Origin of the sequence: Citrobacter sp. Marseille-Q6884, assembly GCF_945906775.1 — a bacterium.
Lineage (GTDB): Bacteria > Pseudomonadota > Gammaproteobacteria > Enterobacterales > Enterobacteriaceae > Citrobacter.
Map to the genome: position 1 here is coordinate 96,442 of NZ_CAMDRE010000003.1, position 19,647 is coordinate 116,088.

The window sequence follows — 19,647 nt, forward strand, 5'->3', positions numbered from 1 at the left end:
TTTGCTCCCGGCGCATTTGAATGACCACTGTATTGACTAAGAATACTCACTACCGTTGTCATTCATGATTCAGACCAAGTTCTTACTGCTCCACCAGCACAATGACAACGGAAATGAGTTCTGTTGGTCATTACCGTTGTCATATGCATTCCAGGTTAATCAGGCCTTTCAGGTAGCTATGGTAAGGATTCACTCGCCGTACTGTCTGCTCGTACTTGAGGGGCGGGATGAATGACCGTGGTAGTGACCGCGTCACTCCCTGTCGTTGTCGTTGTATGAATACATGGCCTGTCGGTGACAATGGAAATGAGTCCAACCGCTGTCGTAGCTAACCTGATTGGTCAATGACAATGGATGTGATTTTTTCAAGTCTCTACCATTGTCATCGTTTCCAAGTACATTTCAGTGGGGTCGTTCCGGCGATGACGAATCAAGTGAGTGCGGGATCACAACCATTGTCGAGGCACAACTTGCCGGTTGTAGCCATACCGAACGCTGCGACAACGATAGTGATCTCGATCACTCATTACCGTTGTCACCAGGCGGATGGTGAAGCACCAGAATCACTACTGTTGTCATCTAACATTCTGCTACCCATGCAACCAATGACGATGGTAGTGAGCAACGCCGTCTACTTGCTGTATATAGGGATAGTATGATGAGCCATAACAATGGTAATGACTCACTACCATTGTCATAGTTCCTGTACTTGATTGCCGGTAACCAGACAAGGGTTAACCATTAAGTCACTACCGTTGTCATTACAGAAAGGTACTTTCCTTAATTGTCATTACCGTTGTCGACCATGCACCCTCTTACCAGTAGTAACGGTTCGTTAATTATGTGAAGGTGATCATTACCATTGTCACTGGTTACACTCCCGGCAGATTCAAAAATCGAGTGACAATGGATGTGAGTTCGATGCGCAGGACGGCATCTCAGTGCCGATGGCAATAGTTATGAGCTGACCAGACTGGTGACAACGATAATGAGCCAAGCATTGAAGCCCGTTTGCTACGACAACGGTAATGATTAGGCCTCACTACCGTTGTCAGACACGATGCTTACTTCGGCCAGGTAAGTTCATCCCACCGGGATTTTAACCAGGCAGGGTTTACAGGTTTTCTTGTCGGTAATATTGGCCGAGCTTCATACGCGATGAGATCGTCATCCTTAGCCAGGATAGTGGGGTGGAAATGGATTGTCAGGGTGCTGGGATTAATCACACACAGGCCGTTGTCGTATAACCGATGTATGTCTGCCCGAAGCCACAGGCCATTACTCCAGTGGTCAGAGCCCGCTTTATGATGCTCAATCAGATGTGCTGCTTCTCCCCTGCATTTTGTCTTCACACCGGTGACGACACACCGCTCCATGCAGTTGAAGTATACCCTGTCGCTGAATTTCTTCTGATCAGGACGGGACATCGCACCGTACCGGCGATATCCAAAGCGTTTTGGTGAGACTTTCTCATCCAGGTCATCGTCAAATGAATCCTGACTCTCAGGCCGGAAGGTCTTCAGACGAACTTCCCAGCGAATGCCGTCACGTGCAAATTGCTGCCCTACGCGTGGGTCATCATCAGGCCAGATAGCTATTCCCTTAGCTTTAACAGCCAGCCGGAACTGGCGGGCATCAGCAGGGGTTCCCGTGCGGGTTAGTGTCATAAATTCATGGACACTCCGGTACTCCACTGGTTCTCCTGATGAGCCAGCAGGCCTGGCGAGAACCTTGTCTTTAATATCGCGGGCGAGTTTATCGGTTTGATTTTTATCTGAAGCCATGTGAGCTATGCCATACCGGAAGAGGGAGGCATGAATAATGGGCTGTTTTCCGAGGATAAGCCATAGATACTCACTACTGTTGTCATTCTTGTCGATGACAACAGTAGTGAGTCTGGTTGGTATGCATCATGTCGAAATCGGAGCACCGGTGACTTATCGAATAGTCTGAACTGACTTGTAATGCGCTTGTGCAGGGTGGCCATAAGCCGTATTCGAGCGTGGAACTTCGAGGTGACCCGGCATCCATCCGGTCGTTTTTGCAACCCAGAAACAGCGTTCCTCACCGTCATCGGTAGTGACTCTAACACGACAACCTTCAAGCCCAATTAGTTGGGGGGAAAGATTACCGGGGCAGCATTTCCGGGAAGCGTTAGCATATACCTGCCCGCGCCGCATGAGTTCTGCACATTGTTCAAAATGTTCTTCTGTACCCAGTGCAGCTACTGGTGCTTCAACGTCCATCCAGTCAGCTACGGCGGTTGCTTTTGTATGCAGGAGATCAAATCCGTAGCTTGATAGAATAGAGCCACATTTAAGAACATAGAGCTGCTGCTCTTTGTTAATGTTTTCGAGTTTCATAGCCGCTCCTGTTAGATTATCGTTGCCTGTTATTTAAAACATGGCTTTTCAGTAAATAAATAACCACACCTGCATGACGATTGGGACGCGATAATAAATAACGAGTATCTATTAGCTTTGAGTGCCGAAAAAACCACAATCCATAAGTTGCTCACCAACGGTATTGTCGAATAACATATCGTCTACTGAAACTTCATAGCTATTCTCTGATGAAAAATATCCAGCGTTATCATAGTCGACTTCTAAAGCGTCACCATCAATAACCACAACCTCAGTATTAACGAAAAGATCATCAAGGTCTGAAATAACCTCAATATCTTCACTCTGTTCATCGGTAATGACAATGACGGTGATGCTGCCAACTTACTGATTTAGTGTATGATGGTGTTTTTGAGGTGCTCCAGTGGCTTCTGTTTCTATCAGCTGTCCCTCCTGTTCAGCTACTGACGGGGTGGTGCGTAACGGCAAAAGCACTGCCGGACATCAGCGCTATCTCTGCTCTCACTGCCGTAAAACATGGCAACTGCAGTTCACTTACACCGCTTCTCAACCCGGTACGCACCAGAAAATCATTGATATGGCCATGAATGGTGTTGGATGCCGGGCAACCGCCCGCATTATGGGCGTTGGCCTCAACACGATTTTACGTCACTTAAAAAACTCAGGCCGCAGTCGGTAACCTCGCGCATACAGCCGGGCAGTGATGTGATTGTCTGCGCTGAAATGGACGAACAGTGGGGCTACGTCGGTGCTAAATCACGTCAGCGCTGGCTGTTTTACGCGTATGACAGGATACGGAGGACGATTGTGGCGCACGTCTTCGGTGAACGCACTCTGGCCACACTGGAGCGACTTCTGAGCCTGCTGTCGGCCTTTGAGGTCGTGGTATGGATGACGGATGGCTGGCCGCTGTATGAATCCCGCCTGAAGGGAAAGCTGCACGTTATCAGCAAGCGTTACACTCAGCGCATTGAGCGACATAACCTGAATCTGAGACAACATCTGGCAAGGCTGGGACGGAAGTCACTGTCGTTCTCAAAATCGGTGGAGCTGCATGACAAGGTCATCGGGCATTATCTGAACATAAAACACTATCAGTAAGTTGGAGTCATTACCGCCAAGACATATGTCATGATTAATGGCTTTTCTGAATAATTCGGGAGAATATACCATAAGTATAAAGCCTAAAGACCTATGTATAAATACCCTGCTGTCATGGACTATTTTTCTGTCATGTTCGATAGCTGATGGCGCGTTATCACCCTCAAGAGTAACAGGTTCAGGTATAGAGACTGACGGTTCCGCCCTCTCCTGTTTTGTTGCGCCAGCGAAAAACCTGCTTATACGTTCAAACATAATGTGTCCTCCGCATTTTTGACTCAGTATAGCCAGGAGCACTGGCCCGTGTGCGGGAACGGAAGATGACCGTCGATATCCCGTTGTTACTTAACCAGCCTTACCGTACTATCAGGTGAATTATAGTTCACGTGGATTAACCTATGTACAAACCCACCAGCGATGAATTTAAAGCAGAGATGAAACGCAAAGGCTGGACGCGGCAGGCGCTGGCACAGCGCTGGGGCAAGTCCGAAAGATGGATAAGTAATATTTCAGGTAATGAGGAACGCGAGCAGCATTGGAACGATGCGCTTGCAGGACTACCAGTATTAAAAAAAACCAAGAATAAGTGAAGTATAGTTCCCTTTTTTATTGATTAAATGTGAACTATAGTTCATGCTTTCTCGTGTGTTCGACTTCACTTCCCATCGAGGAGCAGCAGGCATGAACGTAGATCAGCGGCAACGTATTGAGCAGGAAATTGCCCGGGCAGCAGCAACCGGGTTGATTGAAGCAGGATATAGCATCTCGGTATTCGACTCAGAAGAGATTGTGCTGAAGCGCTCTACGAACGTAGAACGTATTGTTGAAGCCATGTTCTCTACTGATGAAGACTACTTCTATGCTTATCGCCCTGAAGAAACTGAACGTGCAGGTTACGTCCATTTTGTTTACGGCAATGAGGGATGGAATGTTATCAGCGATAACAGCCTGTCGCTTGAACCGGCGCTTGAAGCCGCTACTGCTCTGTCTGAGTCTTATGCCTGACCCTCAATGGCCCACTTAGTACTCGCAAGTGGGCTGTTTCTTATTCATACCCCATATGAATAGCAACATTATCACCACCTCGTGCCTATCCCTTTCTCCGTTCTTCGCCCCGGCACCAAGCCGTTCCGTTTTGTAATTGATGCCACAGCTGTAACGCGAAGAAATAAAAAGCCCGCTTGCAACGACTAAAGCGGGCTTTTTTTTATTCATACTGCATATGATTAACGGTCTATCCACCGTTCAATAATCCCATCAGGTACATCGAAATCATTGTCGCGGAAGAAATCCTTTTCGTATTTTCTGGCCTGCGGCATCGTCTTGAGTACGAAGAGGATGGCATCCTCCTTGGAACTGAACGAAGTCCGCGTAATGACGTGATCCGGCGCGTGAATGTGGGAGAGTGCCAGGCTTTCTTCGGTTCCTGGCTTACACAAATCACACCAGTGCTTATGCCAGAATGTCTCACCATTCTTCTTCAGCTTCGCCCCTGGTTCACCGGTTGGCGCTGGGTTAATAACCACCTCAAGAATATCTACCGGCTCATCTGCATCTCGCGCCGCATCGCCGAGCAGTTGATCGATAAGCAACTCCCCGGCTGAACTGACCAGGTTGCTGGCTATCGTGAAGCGACGGTGTAAGCCGCGATCTGCCTCTTGCTGAATCAGCGCTATCTGCGATTTAAACGATACCATATGCGTAAGCACAGCATGGTTAACGCCGAAATCAGGCCCATATGTCTCTATGTTTCGGTCTGCGCTAAAAGGGGCCATGTCCGGGCGCTGTTTTGTGCAAAAGAGACCCAGACTTGTTTTCTTATTGGCAAGATTATCGAGCTTACCCTCTTTGACCTCGTAATTTGAAATCAGACGGTGGGCTACCCGGGCCTTGAGTGCCTTATCATTCAGATTCTGATAGATATACTCGACCGCAGAGCCGCGTGTACCAAGATATAAGTATGACCACTCCTCACGGTCGACAATAAGACCAATCGGGATCATCATTACTGGCTTTTGAACGATCCCGCCAGTCGGTCGGTAGAAGTTCATTTCTTCAAAAGCATTAATCCACAATTCTGCCAGCTCGCTCAGACCTTCCTGGTTGCTGGGATTCAGACGCTTGAGAGTCTCACGGCCCAGTTCAATGTCTGCCAGAGCTTTAAGTTTCCGGTCGTAGCTTTCAAATACAGACTTTAACCCTTTCCACTCATCCACCAGCGGCCATTCTTTGAGGGTGCATTCAGATACGCTCAGTTCGTTAACCAGAGCCCATGAGCGAGATACCTCTTTCACACCGGTACGCGTCAGACTCAATACCACACGTATAGCCCATTTGTGTTTCTCAGCTGCATCGTTTCGTTCTTCAGCTCGTGGGGCTACATACAGGCCCAGTTTGCCGTTTGGCATTACCACAAGCCGTAGAGGAGAGTTTCCAAGTTGCTCACAGTAGCATTCAATTTGCGGGATGCTTGCATGACCTCGCCATGCAATTAAATCCATCATGGCAAGGAGCGCTTTCCATTGCTTCTCATCTTCCAGACCACTTTGGAGGGATGCACCTCGGTTTGCGCAGCGCCACGTCTGAATCGTTTTATCTACAGCCGCAACCCGGTCATTTTCGTCACCGATGTTCCCGGCGTTTAAAGCCGCCAGCATTTTGCTTCGGTATTGTTCTTCATGCGTTTCTTCCAGCTTCAGCAGTGCCGCAAGTTCTTTGAAGAGCCGGATGTAATAAAGATGGTTAGCCCGGATACGCCGGTTGTGAATGTAATATTCGAGATCGGCGGATTTCACCGTGTCCAGGCAAAGATAGCCAAGGCTATCAGAGGTTCTGAATTTTGAGAGGCATACCTTGGCATTGAATTCTCGTTTGTCTGACTTCGCATTACGGCTGTAGGTGTGCTGAACGACTGGCACATCAACGTAGATCTCTTCATTCTTCTGGTATGCCACGCTGGTACTACGGCTTTTAACGAAATCAACCGTGAATGAATGTCCCCGGTAGCCGTTACCTGAATCATCCTTAGCTGCCCCGGGTGCGGTAACCGGATTAACGACCTGTCTCCACTCACAAAAGACGCGTGAACCAGAACGCAGGTGCTGGTTCGCCTGCTTAATGTAGGACTCCAGCGATGGTCTGGTATCGGCCTCCGGGTCACTCAACAGACCGGTTCCATCTGCGTCATGAATAAAGCGGCAATATTTCTCCTGGAAGTCCATCGAGATGAAATTAATGTTACTACTGCGATCATAGAATTCGCCAAACAGGCGCTCACGCTGGTCGAGCCCGCAGCAAAGGATCAGGAAACGTTTATAGTGCAGCGCCATCTTTTCATGCGCCCGCAGCCGGTCAGTGTAAGCTACATCGCGGAAGGTGATGCGAGAACCGTCAAAACCGCGAAAAAGCGCGTCCTGCTCGTCACGTTCAGGGAACAGCGTATGAGCGCCCAGATGAGATTCAACCGGGCTGCATACCTGGTAAATATTTTCGCCGTCTCGTACCAGCAGGAAGACACATCTGTTTTGAAAGTCTTTGGCCGCAGCCTCCCACGGATCCTGATAATTGACGTGCCGTCTGGTGACGGCCATAACCAGTACGCAACGTTGGGTCGGGAAAATCTGCTCGATTAGGCCCGGGTGTTTTTGCAGTGCCTGGTCGAATAAATCTGCTTTGGTGAAATCGAACCAGTCTCCCAGATCCAGATAGACAGCGAGCTCCTCATCCATCAGTAGCTTTTTCTGGACAAATGTCAGAGGAATGTCGCTCGGGGCTGAATTGCCTTTGATTATCGTGTTGACGACAACATCTTTGCCGATGAAAAGATCCAGAGACGCAATCCCTTTCATCAGCGATTCAACGTTCTCCCTGCTCTCTTCGAATGCGGCCAGCTGCGCCGCAGCCATTTCCTGGTAATAGGGTACGACGGCCTGAACGGCCCTGGTAATTTCGTTATTCTTACCTTGTAGCCATTCAGATTGTATGACGGCCAGTTTATGTCCATGCCGAGCCGCTTCCATCATTCCCTTAATGCTTTCCTCATTGACACCGGATGTCAGCGCATTTTCTAACGGGCCGGTGGCGAGGTTTGTGTACTGGTCAATCGTCGCGGGTAGAGTATTGAGTTTGTTCTCGCTTTTTTCTGTCTGCTCTTTTTCAAGGCGTTCCGCAATGATCTCTTTCATGCGTTCAGGGTTTGTCATCGCCTCGGAAAGTTCAACGGTCAGCTTCTGAGCCAACTGCTGGCAGGCCTGCACTTCACTTTCGCGGACTTCTTTCGAGTCAGCAGCAAAGGTGAATTTGTTAACGAAGTCATCAAACAAAAAGCGGTGCTGAGTGAAGCTACGGGTAGTGCCACAAGTGCGGCCAGATTCATCGGTATATTCAAACCGAATGTGTTGGCCATGTTTTGATGGGTGGGTGCGCAGAATGACCGTATGCAGTTTGTTGTCGACCCAACGCAGCGATTCAATCAGCAGTACTTCGGAAGCGGCAATGTTCTCTTCAGCAATGGCTTCATTTGCCCGCCAGTACTGACCGCCTTGAAGAGAATGGAAACGTTCAATTCGCTCTACCGGTTGTTCAATGCGCACGATACCCGTCATTATGATCTCCTTCCCCCGGCTTTAGCCATGTTGCCGCTATTGTACTAGGACATGGTGTTTCTAATGGCTTAAATGGGGGACATATTGTTTGTGATACTTTGATTTTATCGTTGGGGGGGCAGGTGACGAATAGCTCTGGGGGATGAAAGGCAACGAAGAGTTGCCTTTTACGAAAAGGAAGATGCAGTACGAATTGCGGGTGGTCAGGAAAGAGGGTTTACCCAGCCTTTTCCGGTCACGAACTGAATTTTGCCAGCCTTTCTTAGCGCCTGTAACCGCCGGTCAAGAATGCGGAATGGCATCGGCTTATTCCTCTCCTCATCAGCGAGTCGGGAACACTCACCAGCTACGTCTGGAAGCATAATCAGTGAAAATGGAACCGGCTCTTTGCCGAGTATTTTCATGATCGCACTGTCCAGAACGGCGTACTTGTTTTTAGCAACTTGCATGTTCACTGTCCCCTCTCTCTATAGCGTGGTGATCGGTTCGCCTGATACCTACGGAACACATTCCGGTGGGACGGCCTTATTTTTATCCTGCCAACGTAGAGCAGCCTTAATACACTGCTTACACGTTATTTCACATACGTAAGGCCCGTACTCACCATCACTATGGGTGGCTGGGTTAACCCAAAGCTTGCCGTTACTTCCACCTGCGGCGGTGCAAAGAAAATCCCCTTCATTTCTGACCAGGCGCCCATCACGTATGTCCTCAAGTAAAAGCACGTGAATCACAGTTCGCCGGTTTATACCGTTACCGCTACTGTTTTCCGTCAGCCCGGAAATCACCGATTTGAATCCGCTTGTCCATCGTACCGGAAGATACAAACGAGCGTTTCGCTCTTGCGCCTGTTGCATCAGCTTCATATCGAGAGCGGCCTTTTGCTGTCGTTCTTCTTCTTGCCGTGTCAGACGTTGTCTGGCCTGTTCCTCTCGTCGGGCCCGGCTATCAATCTCAGTTTCAGCTTTAATATCGAACCGGTCAGGTGTAAGAAACAAAGTCGCACCTACCGGAGGGAGTGTGCCCTCCACCAGCAGCAGGTTATCCTTTGTTGCTTCCACATAAACTGTTCCAACCTCGGTAACCACACCCGTTTTATCTTTTTCCCCCCGGAACCAGAAGGGCGATGGGTAAGGAGGGTATTTGAGAACGATCATAATTTTTCCTTTCTGAAATACCGCATCGAGTTAATTTACTGGTTGTCAGAACGCAGTAATGTTATTTCTGATTTTGTTCCCGGTACTTCATTACGATATCCATTTCCTGTTGAGTTAATCCATTCTGAACTGCGGCCCGGCCTTGCCATATGTGAAAGAGCACCTCAAGAAAGACCCTTTCTTCTTCCTCTGATACTGAACCACTTGAATCAGGTGAGTAATCATCTTTCATAAAGCTATCGAACAGAACTCTTTCGCTGAGCCCCGCTATAGCAGGTTGTTCGCTGTGGGTCAGCCAACCGTGATGCCACGAAAACATGCAGTAGGCTGCTACATCACGTGGATCACCTTTTGAAAGGTGTCGGTGGAGCTCTTTGAGGCATTCATCCTTCCAGTCAGATTTTGCCCATTCAGCCCCACGACCATACTTCTCCTGGGCCCGGTAAAGCTTACCCGCCATCTCAGAGGCGAAGTTAACTACAAGCTGAGCTGTTGCATCGTGTAAACCAGCAGGGATCTTTACGAGGTGATTTGTGAGGCCACACTCATTGATAACTACCCGCAGACCACGCTTTATCTCTTCAACATCATCGGAACCAATTGCACCCTCACCAGATGCCGCGTGGAACGCGTAGGCCATTGCGTCCGTTATTTCTACCGATGAATCAGCCTTTTCGCCTGACGTACACGTTTCTTGAACCAGCTCGCCCTTCTGTTTGTTGTCCAGCAGACTAATCATGGTGTTTTTAAGTAACGTTGCTTTTTTGACGGCTTCCATATTGCCGTTCTGCAAAGCGGTCGTAATCTCAGTATCTATCTCGTTAATGCCTAGCTGAAGCTCTTCAGCACTGGCATAGAATATATTTACGATTTTTGTCTGGCGCATTAATTTTCCTTTTCAATAATTTTATGTCCAAGAGAATCAAGTATTGCAATAACTTGGTCTCTGGAATATGCAGGATAACTATGATCTGCAAAGCAACATGCAGGGGGTGGCAGTATGATTTTTTGTGGGCTTTTATTTCTTAGTTCCTTTAACTCCAATAATATGCTGAGTAATTGAGACGCTTTCTTTTCCATCGCATCAGCTCGGCTTGGGCTGATAAGTGCCCTCTGCGCATATAGCAGTTCAGTTGTAGTCTCAGTAATCATCGAGTCGAGTTTTGCAGGTGTCAGTTGCTCCATTTTTCCACCGGTTATTAATGCAATAATTGAATTCAGACCGTCTCTTTTGAATAGACAACGTTTTTAGCGAGTTCGAATACAAAATCGCTTACGAAGGTAAAATCGCGCCATACCAGCACACCATCTACCTTATGCCGCAACTCAACCTGAGTGGATGTGTTGCTATACTTAGTGACCTTGATGTCCCAATCAATGAAACCACCAGCATTCTGAAGTTCAGTGACAGCGGCTAGGTTTTCCTGTTGCTTCAGGTTGTAGGCCTCGTCTGAGTCGTCGTTCTTCACAAGCTGGATTTTTTTGAATACCATGCGGAATCGGTCGGCCAGAACTTTGCCACGCATTTTTTCAACATCATTAAATACCTGCTCGACGTATGCACTCATGGTTTTCCTCGTGACTTTAATGATAGCAATTACAAAACCCGTATAGCCTGATTAGGCTCTGTATTTTTTAAAAATTAATCCGTGAGTAACATTATTAACTGCATTAAACCTACGACGAAATTTAAAAGAAGACAAAATGTGCTTGAATTTAAGAAATATTGAATTCGTTTAGTTTATCTGTTAAAAAAATACTGCTATTGAGCACCAAAAAAGGTGTCTTCTTACAGCGGAAACAAAAAACGCTAGAAAGTTACTTTTTCCTCATTGGAAGGCTTTTTAAAAGCGTTTCCATCGGGATGGCTTCGACGGATTGTTTCATTTTCTCTGGTTCTACTCCAAGAGATGCCAGCTGCCGGTACAGTACTTCCCGTTCTTGCAGGAGGCTTATCGCCAGCCGTGATATTGCAGCGGCGTTTTCCAGGGCGATTGCAAGGTTGTTTTCGGATGGAAAACTATCCCATGTATCCACTATGCCTTTTGCCAGGCACACGGTTCGCTTAAGCGGCTGAGGAACGTTTAATGGGTTAACGCCGGGTGGCATACCGGACAACTGCCTAATCAGTGCTCTTCCTTTCATTCCATCAGTTCTGTCTGCCATAGCAAGACCTCTATTCGTTGTACGTGGTCACTTCGGCTGAGTAGCAGTGCTGCTGATAACAGGCCTCTGTCTGACCAGACAAAGCGGTACGCAGCATTACGGTAGTTCCGGGTACGGGCGCGGATTTTGACCCGGGCGGAAAATCACTTAGCTCTACACTGATTCCGGCATGACCCGAAAACAGCACTGGGTTTTCACGCATTTTCATGCCGATATTCTGGTTACCATTTGCAATGCGATACATCACTTGTTCGATAGTAATCTGAACAGGTTCGTTGATCCGTAAAGGCCTGTTCCCGTTGCTGCCATTAGCCTGGCTGCACAGCAACAACATAGATGCTACTGTCGTAATAGCAACAGAGCCTAGTGAAAGCATGATTTTCATTATTTTCCCTTTATTCCAGGCAGTTAAGCCGCCTCACAAAATTCACTCTGACCAATGCTTGTTAAACCTGACAATTGCCACAGCCTGATTAACCGCATCATTATTTTGATATGGATCCGTAACGCGTCCGCGTTCTGAGTTGCCAGTTCCTGTATGTGTATCAGGCCAAGGCTCAACTCTTTATGGCTATTGAGTTCATAAAGCGCACGTCGATAAATATTGAACATCTCACGAGCCACCAGCGATTTAAGGACTTCCGGTACTGAAGCACAGTGCGCGAAAGCTCGGGCCCGCTCCTGTCTCCAGTAGCGGCGCAGCGCATTTGATGTATCAGGTTTGTTGCCCACGTCACTCATCACAAGACACCAGGCATTGGTCTGGTTGATCAGGACAGTTTCCAGGCTGTTTTTGCACAGCGTTTTCTCGTCCATAAGCTCGTTATGGCTTTCCTGGCGTAAGACGCGATGCAGCCAGAACCCAAATTCTGTCATGCGGGTCATGTGGTACTGGATGGTGAAAGCGAGGTTAGCCCACCATTTAAAACGAATGATCCGGGCCTCCAGCGTTCTTTTCAGAACATGCTGGTATTTCTCGGTCGAGAGGATGCGAAGGTCTTTTCGAGCTGTGATCCCTTCCATCGACTGGAATCCGGTCAGGCCGAGTCGATGGTAGGTTTGACCACGCTGCATCATTTTGTGATACAAGGCTGACTTACCTTTGCACAGAGATACCGTGCCGAAACGCAGGTAGAACTGCGCCGCGCTCCCAGCGGTGTACGCCCCGCTCTCAATAGCAGATTTAAGGCGTGGGTATTCCACCCATAACACAAAGCTTGCAGACTCTTCATCTACGGTAACTTCGTTATCTTCGCTGAAACTGACAACACGACGGTGGCCGTCTCTTGTCTTGATGACACGTGCGGCGCGTTCGTCATCTCCGCCGTCGAAATAGGTCATTTCCGCAACAGGATCAGCCAGCCCATCAAATAGTGAGTCATCGCCAAATTTCCCCACCTTCAGCCAGACTGCTTTAGGGATTGGGGACTGAGGGACTACAGGCATCGTCGGTTCATCAGTCAACAGATCCAGCTCGCCGTGGGCCCAGACGCGGTGGTAGATCTCCAGTGCCCTAAAAGGCTTGTCATTGAAATGATGGAAAGCCCACATGAAATCGACATGCACAACGGCTTCTTCGCTGACGATGCGGAACTGAGGCCGGGACATGCGACGGTTATGCGCATTGTCTTCCAGCAAGCCGTAAGCGAGTTTCTCGGCAACGTCATCGGCGCGTTGCTGCTCTACGTAGTCGGCGCTACAGCAGATGTGTAACAGACGTTCCAGGAATTTCGGCGAGTATACATCTGGCTGGATCTTAATATACCCACCTTCGTATACCGTGCGGCCCACTGGATGGCGGTCTTCCCAGGCATAACGGCGTTTGGCAATGAAACGCTGAAGCCGGTTCAGGATAGCCATATAGCCATATTTCTCCGGGTCGGCATTCAGCAGGTTTTCCATAGAGCGGTCGAGCCCTACAGCCTGGCAAAGGTAACAGCCAAATCGTGAACCACAGGCGCTTTTTGCTTTTTCAGAACCCGTCCAGACACATTCGCCCGTAGCCTCTTTGTAGAGCTCAGCAGTTTCATTATTGTTAGGCAGGTAACTGGGTAACGCAAAACGAGCCTCATCCCCGGACGATAGCAGGAATTCCCATACGTTCCCCTGATGCCAGTGACGGATCGGATAGAGCTCACCGCCCTCTTTTGTCTGTTTAACGTCTTCAGCGCTCCCGCCTTTTTTTTCGATGTTCATGGCACGGGTTGTGCTCTCTGCATCACGGGAACCCAGCAGCAGACAAACGCGCTGACGAACGGCTTTAGGCAGTCCTCGCATGTACTCGGCACGGGCCCGACGTGCAGGATCGACCTTCAAGTCGATCGAGCACTGTCTGGCGGAACTATTTGAAAATGTTGGCAATCCTCGCCCTGAAAGGATGCGGCCAGTCCACCCAGATGTCAGTCCAGGCTTACCAATTACAATGCTCAGCGGTAACTGGTGCTTTTCAACGAATGCCTCAAGTTCGGCGAGTTTTGTGTCTGCCAGCCAGCGGACGGCTGGATTCTCGATGCCCGTGTCGGTGTGGATCACATAGTGATGCTGGCTGATGTTTGTGCCATTGCGGGTAGCCCTTACCAGCGCCATCAGGAAGAGGTGCAGAACGCACTCAGAGTCCTTTCCTGATGAATACGCCAGGCTCATAGTCCAGCCGTCAGTAAGCGCTTTATAAATGGCGTTTGTGCCGGTGGTGATAAGATTGGCCATGCTCGTGCCAGTGCTGGCATCGACATAATTCAGGTCTTCGTCATTAGCCAGTGTTTGCCAAACCGTATCCCATTTATCCCCGGTAAGGATTGGGGCAAGGGTCGGTTCTGATGTGCCAAAGTCGATTACCTGTTGCATGGTTCACCTGTTTATTTATTCGTTTTGTATATTTATTTAAACACGGGCGTACCAGCTGACGAATAAGGCCAGCGGTATTATTTAATGATTTATTTAGTAATCGGGGATGGAAATAATTGATCAAGACAACTCATTGGTTTGCCAATGGCATTTGTGAGCTTTAGAATTTCTCCCGGCGTAACTGCCTTAAGCATTTCAGAGCGCCCTTCACGGATATATTCATCTACAGACATATTCCGCCATCCTGCTTTTGGTCGATTACTGCAACCTTGCCAGTTTGAATCAGCATTATCCCGACGAAGAACATATACATCGATAGAGCGAGTTAACCCTGCACCGAACGCAGCCTGAGCAGTAATTTTCACTTCAGATCCATCCTTGCGTTTAATGACCTGCGATATACGCGTGATTAACTCTTCAGGTGCGGATGCGTTGTTCTGAGTTTCATTTGTCATAAAACACCTCGTGAATATTGTCCGGTTTGTTTACTTATTAAATCACGAGGCATTCGGGTGACGAAGTGATGTTCAGAAAGATACTTTTCTTTGCTGGAGCAGGCTTAACCGTTGGTTGTCTGGATGCTACCATTCATAAGAAATGACGGTTAGCGTATCACTCACCTGTTCTTTGGTGATCTTTGGTTTTACCGGTTCGGGTAAAATTGTAATCGAAATTTGAATAGTTGCCGTTGCCTGTTGCTTTTTATCACCACTATTTCCCTCATCCTGTGCCAGTGCATTCCATGAAACAACGAATAATAAAGCTGAGAGTATCGTTTTCATTTTACACCTATATAAAAGATTGCTGTCCGTAGAACCATTATCTATCGGGCCAATCAGCTGGCGAAATTAAACAGTCGAAAACCTTTAATTAAATATCAGGATAAGGTCAGTAGCTTTTATGGTCAGTCGTCATCATGATACTCAGGGCCACCATAATTATCAAATCGAGACCATTGACCATTAAATGTGAGACGTACTGTCCCTATAGGCCCGTTGCGCTGTTTACCTATGATAATTTCGGCTATACCTTTCATATCGCTATTTTCGTGATAGACCTCATCACGGTAAATAAACATGATCAGGTCAGCATCCTGCTCAATGGAGCCTGACTCTCGCAAATCTGAGTTTACCGGACGTTTATCGGCACGTTGTTCAAGCGAGCGGTTTAGTTGCGATAAAGCGATTACCGGTACATTCAGCTCTTTTGCCAGTGCTTTCAGAGATCGGGAGATTTCAGCAATTTCCAGAGTTCTGTTGTCAGATAACGACGGTACACGCATCAACTGAAGGTAGTCGATCATAATGAGGCTAAGCCCACCGTGTTCGCGGGACAATCGACGCGCCCGGGAGCGAACGTCCATAGGTGTTAGGCCAGAGCTGTCATCAATGTAAATGTTCTTTTTTTCCAGCAGCAGTCCCATTGTGCCGGATAACCGGGCCCAGTCCTCGTCATCGAGCTGTCCGGTTCGGATGCTGGTCTGGTTGACGCGTGATAGCGATGCCAGTGAGCGCATCATGAGCTGTTCCGTAGGCATTTCCAGGCTGAAAATCATGACGGGCTTATCGTTTGTCAGCGATACATTCTCGCAGATGTTCATTGCAAACGTAGTTTTCCCCATTGAGGGTCTGGCAGCGATAATAATCAAATCCGAGGGCTGTAGACCGGCTGTCTTCTTGTTCACGTCCACGTAGCCGGTATCAACTCCAGTGACCCCGTCATGGGGACGCTGGAACAAGGCTTCAATCTTGGTAACGGTTCTGTCCAGAATGCTGCTGATATTTTCCGGCCCACCGCTTTTATTTCCCCTTTGCTCTGCAATCTGGAAAATCCGGCTTTCTGCAAGATCAAGCAATTCGTCACTTGTCCTACCTTCCGGGTTGTAACCGGCCTCGGTTATTTCGTTGGCAACTTTTATCATTTCCCTGATTACGGCACGTTCCCTGACGATCTGCGCGTAGGCAATTATATTTGCCGCACTGGGCGTATTTTTTGACAGTTCTGCCAGATAGGCGAAACCGCCGAGACTATCCAGCTTACCTTCTCCCTCGTTTTCGATGTGCTCAGCGAGGGTTATCAAATCAATCGGGAATTGATTCGCAACGAGCGATCTCATTGCAGAGAAAATTGAGCGATGCGGTCGAGAACTAAAATCCTGCTCACTAACGATTTCTGCCACATCATCCCATCTCTGGTTTTCAAGCATTAACCCGCCCAGCACGGACTGTTCCGCTTCTATCGATTGCGGAGGGGTTTTTAAGCTGTATTCAGCTGTTTGCTTTGTCTCACCTGTTTCGGTAAACGAGATGTCCGCCATAGTCATAAGTGGCCTCAGAGGTTCTGGAATAGCTTTTGTTTTTGTAATTGTCGTGCGCATTCCGATACCAACTCCGGGTAACTGGATGCTATTGCCTTTAGAATTGCTTCAGAGAGCTCATTCGCTTCATCAGAGCGGCCCACCAGCCTCAGCTCGGCTACTGTACCGGGGTCGCAGTTTGTCAGGTTGGCGCGGGCGTAATTGACTTTCAGCCGCGCCAGAAATTCCACCCCGGGCTTGCGCTTCACCGCGTGGACAGAAAGTGTTTTTCGGCAAAATCGACCAGCTGTACGGCGTTCGTGATGCTCCAGAGCTTTTGCTTCCAGCTCCTGCCCGGCGATAACGGTCACATAGAGGCTACTAATCAACGCCGATACATTCATGCAGCAATCCCCCGCTTATTAGCCAGCGCAACGGTATCCAGAAGTACGAAGTCATCAAGCAGGTTCAGTCCTGCGGGCGTCTTCTGATCACGCCATAGCGCATCCAGTACATCGGTGTCTGGCATTCCCGTTGGGATTAGGCTTAGAAGTTCGGATAACGTATCTACCTGTAGCATGTGGCAGATAGAAGCCAGCATTATTCCCTCTGACGCTTTATCCATAAGACCACCGATCAGAATCTGAATTTCCGGGGTCATAACAAAATGCTCATAATTGGATTTATTGAATCGGCACTGAATGAGTTTATAACCCTTGAACTCAGTAATTAACTCCTGAAGGAATACATGCAGCATATCTGGTTTTGTTTTTCTAATAGCCGCTACCTGCATTGCAATTTTTAAAATGCCATCATCAACTCTTTCGTGCGGGCATCCTGCGGAGGAATAAATACTTTTTGCCTTTTCGAGCCAATTTTGCAGCTCGATATAATTAGTCTGAATATTCAACGCGACCCCCATTGCTATCCAAAAAAGTCTATAACCCTGATATTTTAATGCGCTCCTGTCTATCATCGAAAAATTTAAGACAGCAAAATGCGGCCATTTATATGTGCAAAAATATGAGCCGGTTTATCCGGCCCATCAGAATGAAAAGGAATTTTATGCAGGTCTGTTAAAGACCTGCTGGGAGGTTAGTACACCGGGTGCAGCTGAGTCTCTTCAGTTTCACCATTCTGCTGGTTAGCGCCATCGGTATCGGCATCAGTCGCATCGTCAGCACCGCCGTTGTTTTCAGCACTATCACCGTCGTTGTCACCATTAGCTTCAGCATCTTCTGCCTGTTTTGCTGATTCCAGTTCAGCCAGGGTAGCCATCAGAGTACGGGCCATTTCAGGAGTCAGGCGTAAGACGACTTCTTCCGGCACGGTTTCCGTAATTTCGATCTGATTTTCATGCTCACCTTCCGGCTGCGGCGGGATCTGGTCGCGCAGCTGGCTCAGGGTTGGCAACAGGCTGTCGAAGGTTTTACGGATAACTTTCGGTTTCAGGCCAGTCTTTTTCTTGGAACTCACGAATTTGGCAGTGACGCGGGTTTTCCCAGCTCCTTCTGCCTTTTTCAGGGATTCCATCAGGACTTCATACGGGTCGCGGTCAGTACCCTGACATTCGTTAATAACGTCAACGGCAACGTCACCAGATACCTTATCTTCTTTCACCAGCATCTTGATGCTGAAGTCAGCGTTTGCCAGCACGATACTGCGGCGAACGGTGACCAGAGAGACACCCAGACGCTGAGCAATCGACTCAATGGTGTGACCCCAGCCAATCAGGCGCTTGAAGCCTTCAGCGCGTTCCACCATCTTCAACTGAAGGGAGTTGGCGCTCTCGATCATGTTGTAGACTTCTTCGTCCTTGCCGCCTTCAAATTCCTCGACGGTGATTTTCTGGAAGCTCGCGCCCTCAGCAATCGCCATCATCAGGCCAGCAAAACGGTGGTGGCCATCAATGATTTTCAGGCGGGTTACGCCTTCCACTACTACTGGTTTAACGCGGATGACAGGCACTGACTGAGGACGTTCCAGATAAGCGTGTTTGAACATTACCGCACGGTCATAATTTACGTCGCGGAGGTTCAGTCCCTCTTCCACAAACAACCAGTACGGGCTCACCGCAAAGACGTTGTTACGCCCGATATCGGCTTCTTCGAACTGTTCCGTATTGCCGCTTTTACGCGCTTTGGTTACGAAATCGCTCAGTGCTCGGAGTGATGATGGCGCTTTGTCTAAGCTGCGCATCAGTACCGCAGCGCCTTCCAGATTTTCCAGGGTACGGCTTTGTTCGAAGATAGCTTTAACGTCGGTGTTCATGGTGTTTCTCCGCTTTAGTTATTGTGTCGCGAGGTTCGTTGCTTGCTGTAAATCCAGTTAAACACACACCAAACAGGTGACGAAGCGTATTTGGGGACAAAATGTCTCTTTTTTTTCGGGTACATAAAAAAGCCCTGTAATCCAGTGATTACAAGGCCTTAGCTCGTAATGATGACATCAAGATGGCGACGTTTTTCGATTTTGACCGCATTTTTCATCAAAATTGTCATCACTTCATTTAGTTTTGAACTCTCCCCTTCCTCATATGAACCCCAAGGTAGGAATGGAGTAGGACTATTGATATTGAATGCAACGCCCGTAGGGCATCGCCATGCAGTTGGCTTCTTTGAGTCAGGTTCCCATTTCACCAGGAGTATTGGCGCGTTACAGTCGATGTCATCGATGGCTGGTATAGCCTCATATAAAAACACTCCCGCATCATCCCCACTGAAGAAAGCTAGATGCTTATACGCGCTGGCAAAAGAGACTACGCCCGCGAAAAGGCCCACAACGATGAGGTTAAGGTTCGATGTTTTGTGACGGATACGTTTTTGCTTCAGGCGAACCATTGTCAGGGCTGACAAGAAGATAGCCACCAGCCCCCCGGCTCCTGCGAACCAAACGGAATTGATTTGCAGGAAGGAAATCAAATCACGATGCTCTCTCTGGTTTTCTTCAAGCATCAACGACACAAAAGTTGTTGTTACTGGCATTGATATCAGGAATATCGTGATCATCACTATTGCAAAAGTCTGTATGGAATAGCGGTCTCTATTTTCCTCTATAACAGAATTAAAGGATAACAGATAAACAAATGTAAATAATAAAATGGAAAGAAGGTACAT

The 19,647-nt window shown here is 48.2% G+C and carries 21 protein-coding genes; 3 read left to right on the plus strand and 18 right to left on the minus strand.

Going from position 1 to position 19,647, the window contains the following annotated elements; genetic code table 11:
• Positions 1 to 1,064 precede the first annotated feature (1,064 nt).
• Together N7268_RS23930 and N7268_RS23935 are read right to left on the minus strand one after the other, a co-directional pair.
• Positions 1,065 to 1,784 carry an HNH endonuclease signature motif containing protein gene (locus tag N7268_RS23930; RefSeq protein WP_007372337.1) on the minus strand — a complete coding sequence of 240 codons (720 nt, stop codon included), beginning with the start codon at positions 1,782 to 1,784 and terminating at the stop codon, positions 1,065 to 1,067.
• A 153-nt stretch (positions 1,785 to 1,937) separates the two neighbouring features.
• Positions 1,938 to 2,363: a hypothetical protein gene (locus N7268_RS23935; protein WP_016241550.1), complete on the minus strand. Its 426-nt coding sequence runs from the start codon at positions 2,361 to 2,363 to the stop codon at positions 1,938 to 1,940.
• 403 nt (positions 2,364 to 2,766) lie between these two features.
• Between N7268_RS23935 and N7268_RS23940 the strand changes: the two genes are divergently transcribed.
• From N7268_RS23940 to N7268_RS23950, 3 genes are all read left to right on the plus strand, one after another.
• Positions 2,767 to 3,464 (plus strand): IS1 family transposase gene (locus tag N7268_RS23940; protein WP_226683650.1). Its coding sequence is split into 2 segments (ribosomal slippage): positions 2,767 to 3,016 and positions 3,016 to 3,464, totalling 699 coding nucleotides; the frame shifts between segments, so codons are not numbered across the junction.
• A 398-nt stretch (positions 3,465 to 3,862) separates the two neighbouring features.
• Positions 3,863 to 4,054, plus strand: a complete 192-nt coding sequence (locus N7268_RS23945) for a hypothetical protein (protein ID WP_007372333.1) — start codon at positions 3,863 to 3,865, stop codon at positions 4,052 to 4,054.
• A gap of 91 nt (positions 4,055 to 4,145) precedes the next feature.
• Positions 4,146 to 4,469, plus strand: a complete 324-nt coding sequence (locus N7268_RS23950) for a hypothetical protein (RefSeq protein ID WP_007372332.1) — start codon at positions 4,146 to 4,148, stop codon at positions 4,467 to 4,469.
• 221 nt (positions 4,470 to 4,690) lie between these two features.
• Here N7268_RS23950 and N7268_RS23955 read toward each other — a convergent pair whose 3' ends face one another.
• From N7268_RS23955 to N7268_RS24030, 16 genes are all read right to left on the minus strand, one after another.
• Entirely contained in the window at positions 4,691 to 8,068 is a 3,378-nt protein-coding gene (locus tag N7268_RS23955; protein ID WP_007372331.1) for a hypothetical protein, read from the minus strand.
• 203 nt (positions 8,069 to 8,271) lie between these two features.
• Positions 8,272 to 8,517, minus strand: a complete 246-nt coding sequence (locus N7268_RS23960) for a hypothetical protein (RefSeq protein WP_007372330.1) — start codon at positions 8,515 to 8,517, stop codon at positions 8,272 to 8,274.
• Between the two features lie 48 nt (positions 8,518 to 8,565).
• Positions 8,566 to 9,225 (minus strand): hypothetical protein, encoded by a 660-nt coding sequence (locus tag N7268_RS23965; RefSeq protein ID WP_008786574.1) that lies wholly within the window; start codon positions 9,223 to 9,225, stop codon positions 8,566 to 8,568.
• A gap of 61 nt (positions 9,226 to 9,286) precedes the next feature.
• A complete protein-coding gene (locus tag N7268_RS23970) occupies positions 9,287 to 10,111 on the minus strand; it encodes a hypothetical protein (protein WP_007372328.1) in 825 nt (274 codons plus the stop codon).
• Positions 10,111 to 10,410 carry a hypothetical protein gene (locus tag N7268_RS23975; protein WP_016241553.1) on the minus strand — a complete coding sequence of 100 codons (300 nt, stop codon included), beginning with the start codon at positions 10,408 to 10,410 and terminating at the stop codon, positions 10,111 to 10,113. The genes N7268_RS23970 and N7268_RS23975 overlap by 1 nt, the downstream gene beginning before the upstream one ends.
• A gap of 32 nt (positions 10,411 to 10,442) precedes the next feature.
• A complete protein-coding gene (locus N7268_RS23980) occupies positions 10,443 to 10,793 on the minus strand; it encodes a hypothetical protein (protein WP_007372327.1) in 351 nt (116 codons plus the stop codon).
• 250 nt (positions 10,794 to 11,043) lie between these two features.
• The gene (locus N7268_RS23985) at positions 11,044 to 11,391 is read right to left on the minus strand and encodes a hypothetical protein (protein ID WP_008786575.1); all 348 of its coding nucleotides are present in this window, start codon (positions 11,389 to 11,391) and stop codon (positions 11,044 to 11,046) included.
• Positions 11,392 to 11,401: 10 nt separating this feature from the next.
• Entirely contained in the window at positions 11,402 to 11,776 is a 375-nt protein-coding gene (locus tag N7268_RS23990) for a hypothetical protein (RefSeq protein ID WP_008786576.1), read from the minus strand.
• A 23-nt stretch (positions 11,777 to 11,799) separates the two neighbouring features.
• Positions 11,800 to 14,235 carry a phosphoadenosine phosphosulfate reductase family protein gene (locus N7268_RS23995; protein ID WP_007372324.1) on the minus strand — a complete coding sequence of 812 codons (2,436 nt, stop codon included), beginning with the start codon at positions 14,233 to 14,235 and terminating at the stop codon, positions 11,800 to 11,802.
• An 89-nt stretch (positions 14,236 to 14,324) separates the two neighbouring features.
• Complete coding sequence (locus N7268_RS24000) at positions 14,325 to 14,690, minus strand: hypothetical protein (RefSeq protein ID WP_008786579.1); 366 nt, start codon at positions 14,688 to 14,690, stop codon at positions 14,325 to 14,327.
• A 126-nt stretch (positions 14,691 to 14,816) separates the two neighbouring features.
• Entirely contained in the window at positions 14,817 to 15,017 is a 201-nt protein-coding gene (locus N7268_RS24005) for a hypothetical protein (protein ID WP_007372322.1), read from the minus strand.
• Positions 15,018 to 15,139: 122 nt separating this feature from the next.
• Positions 15,140 to 16,552, minus strand: a complete 1,413-nt coding sequence (dnaB, locus tag N7268_RS24010) for a replicative DNA helicase (protein WP_007372321.1) — start codon at positions 16,550 to 16,552, stop codon at positions 15,140 to 15,142.
• Positions 16,553 to 16,566: 14 nt separating this feature from the next.
• Positions 16,567 to 16,935 (minus strand): hypothetical protein, encoded by a 369-nt coding sequence (locus tag N7268_RS24015; protein WP_007372320.1) that lies wholly within the window; start codon positions 16,933 to 16,935, stop codon positions 16,567 to 16,569.
• Positions 16,932 to 17,441, minus strand: coding sequence for a hypothetical protein (locus tag N7268_RS24020; protein ID WP_223307977.1), 510 nt, complete (start codon positions 17,439 to 17,441; stop codon positions 16,932 to 16,934). The genes N7268_RS24015 and N7268_RS24020 overlap by 4 nt, the downstream gene beginning before the upstream one ends.
• Before the next feature lie 185 nt (positions 17,442 to 17,626).
• On the minus strand, positions 17,627 to 18,802 hold the full coding sequence (locus N7268_RS24025; RefSeq protein WP_007372318.1) for a ParB/RepB/Spo0J family partition protein: 1,176 nt from the start codon (positions 18,800 to 18,802) through the stop codon (positions 17,627 to 17,629).
• 158 nt (positions 18,803 to 18,960) lie between these two features.
• Positions 18,961 to 19,647, minus strand: a complete 687-nt coding sequence (locus tag N7268_RS24030) for a hypothetical protein (RefSeq protein ID WP_016241554.1) — start codon at positions 19,645 to 19,647, stop codon at positions 18,961 to 18,963.

What these genes read in the sequence shown, in the direction of transcription:
- N7268_RS23930 (WP_007372337.1), bottom strand. Translation starts at nt 1,784, where the DNA reads ATGGCTTCAGATAAAAATCAAACCGATAAACTCGCCCGCGATATTAAA.
- N7268_RS23935 (WP_016241550.1), bottom strand. Translation starts at nt 2,363, where the DNA reads ATGAAACTCGAAAACATTAACAAAGAGCAGCAGCTCTATGTTCTTAAA.
- N7268_RS23945 (WP_007372333.1), top strand. Translation starts at nt 3,863, where the DNA reads ATGTACAAACCCACCAGCGATGAATTTAAAGCAGAGATGAAACGCAAA.
- N7268_RS23950 (WP_007372332.1), top strand. Translation starts at nt 4,146, where the DNA reads ATGAACGTAGATCAGCGGCAACGTATTGAGCAGGAAATTGCCCGGGCA.
- N7268_RS23955 (WP_007372331.1), bottom strand. Translation starts at nt 8,068, where the DNA reads ATGACGGGTATCGTGCGCATTGAACAACCGGTAGAGCGAATTGAACGT.
- N7268_RS23960 (WP_007372330.1), bottom strand. Translation starts at nt 8,517, where the DNA reads ATGCAAGTTGCTAAAAACAAGTACGCCGTTCTGGACAGTGCGATCATG.
- N7268_RS23965 (WP_008786574.1), bottom strand. Translation starts at nt 9,225, where the DNA reads ATGATCGTTCTCAAATACCCTCCTTACCCATCGCCCTTCTGGTTCCGG.
- N7268_RS23970 (WP_007372328.1), bottom strand. Translation starts at nt 10,111, where the DNA reads ATGCGCCAGACAAAAATCGTAAATATATTCTATGCCAGTGCTGAAGAG.
- N7268_RS23975 (WP_016241553.1), bottom strand. Translation starts at nt 10,410, where the DNA reads ATGGAGCAACTGACACCTGCAAAACTCGACTCGATGATTACTGAGACT.
- N7268_RS23980 (WP_007372327.1), bottom strand. Translation starts at nt 10,793, where the DNA reads ATGAGTGCATACGTCGAGCAGGTATTTAATGATGTTGAAAAAATGCGT.
- N7268_RS23985 (WP_008786575.1), bottom strand. Translation starts at nt 11,391, where the DNA reads ATGGCAGACAGAACTGATGGAATGAAAGGAAGAGCACTGATTAGGCAG.
- N7268_RS23990 (WP_008786576.1), bottom strand. Translation starts at nt 11,776, where the DNA reads ATGAAAATCATGCTTTCACTAGGCTCTGTTGCTATTACGACAGTAGCA.
- N7268_RS23995 (WP_007372324.1), bottom strand. Translation starts at nt 14,235, where the DNA reads ATGCAACAGGTAATCGACTTTGGCACATCAGAACCGACCCTTGCCCCA.
- N7268_RS24000 (WP_008786579.1), bottom strand. Translation starts at nt 14,690, where the DNA reads ATGACAAATGAAACTCAGAACAACGCATCCGCACCTGAAGAGTTAATC.
- N7268_RS24005 (WP_007372322.1), bottom strand. Translation starts at nt 15,017, where the DNA reads ATGAAAACGATACTCTCAGCTTTATTATTCGTTGTTTCATGGAATGCA.
- dnaB (WP_007372321.1), bottom strand. Translation starts at nt 16,552, where the DNA reads ATGGCGGACATCTCGTTTACCGAAACAGGTGAGACAAAGCAAACAGCT.
- N7268_RS24015 (WP_007372320.1), bottom strand. Translation starts at nt 16,935, where the DNA reads ATGAATGTATCGGCGTTGATTAGTAGCCTCTATGTGACCGTTATCGCC.
- N7268_RS24025 (WP_007372318.1), bottom strand. Translation starts at nt 18,802, where the DNA reads ATGAACACCGACGTTAAAGCTATCTTCGAACAAAGCCGTACCCTGGAA.
- N7268_RS24030 (WP_016241554.1), bottom strand. Translation starts at nt 19,647, where the DNA reads ATGTACCTTCTTTCCATTTTATTATTTACATTTGTTTATCTGTTATCC.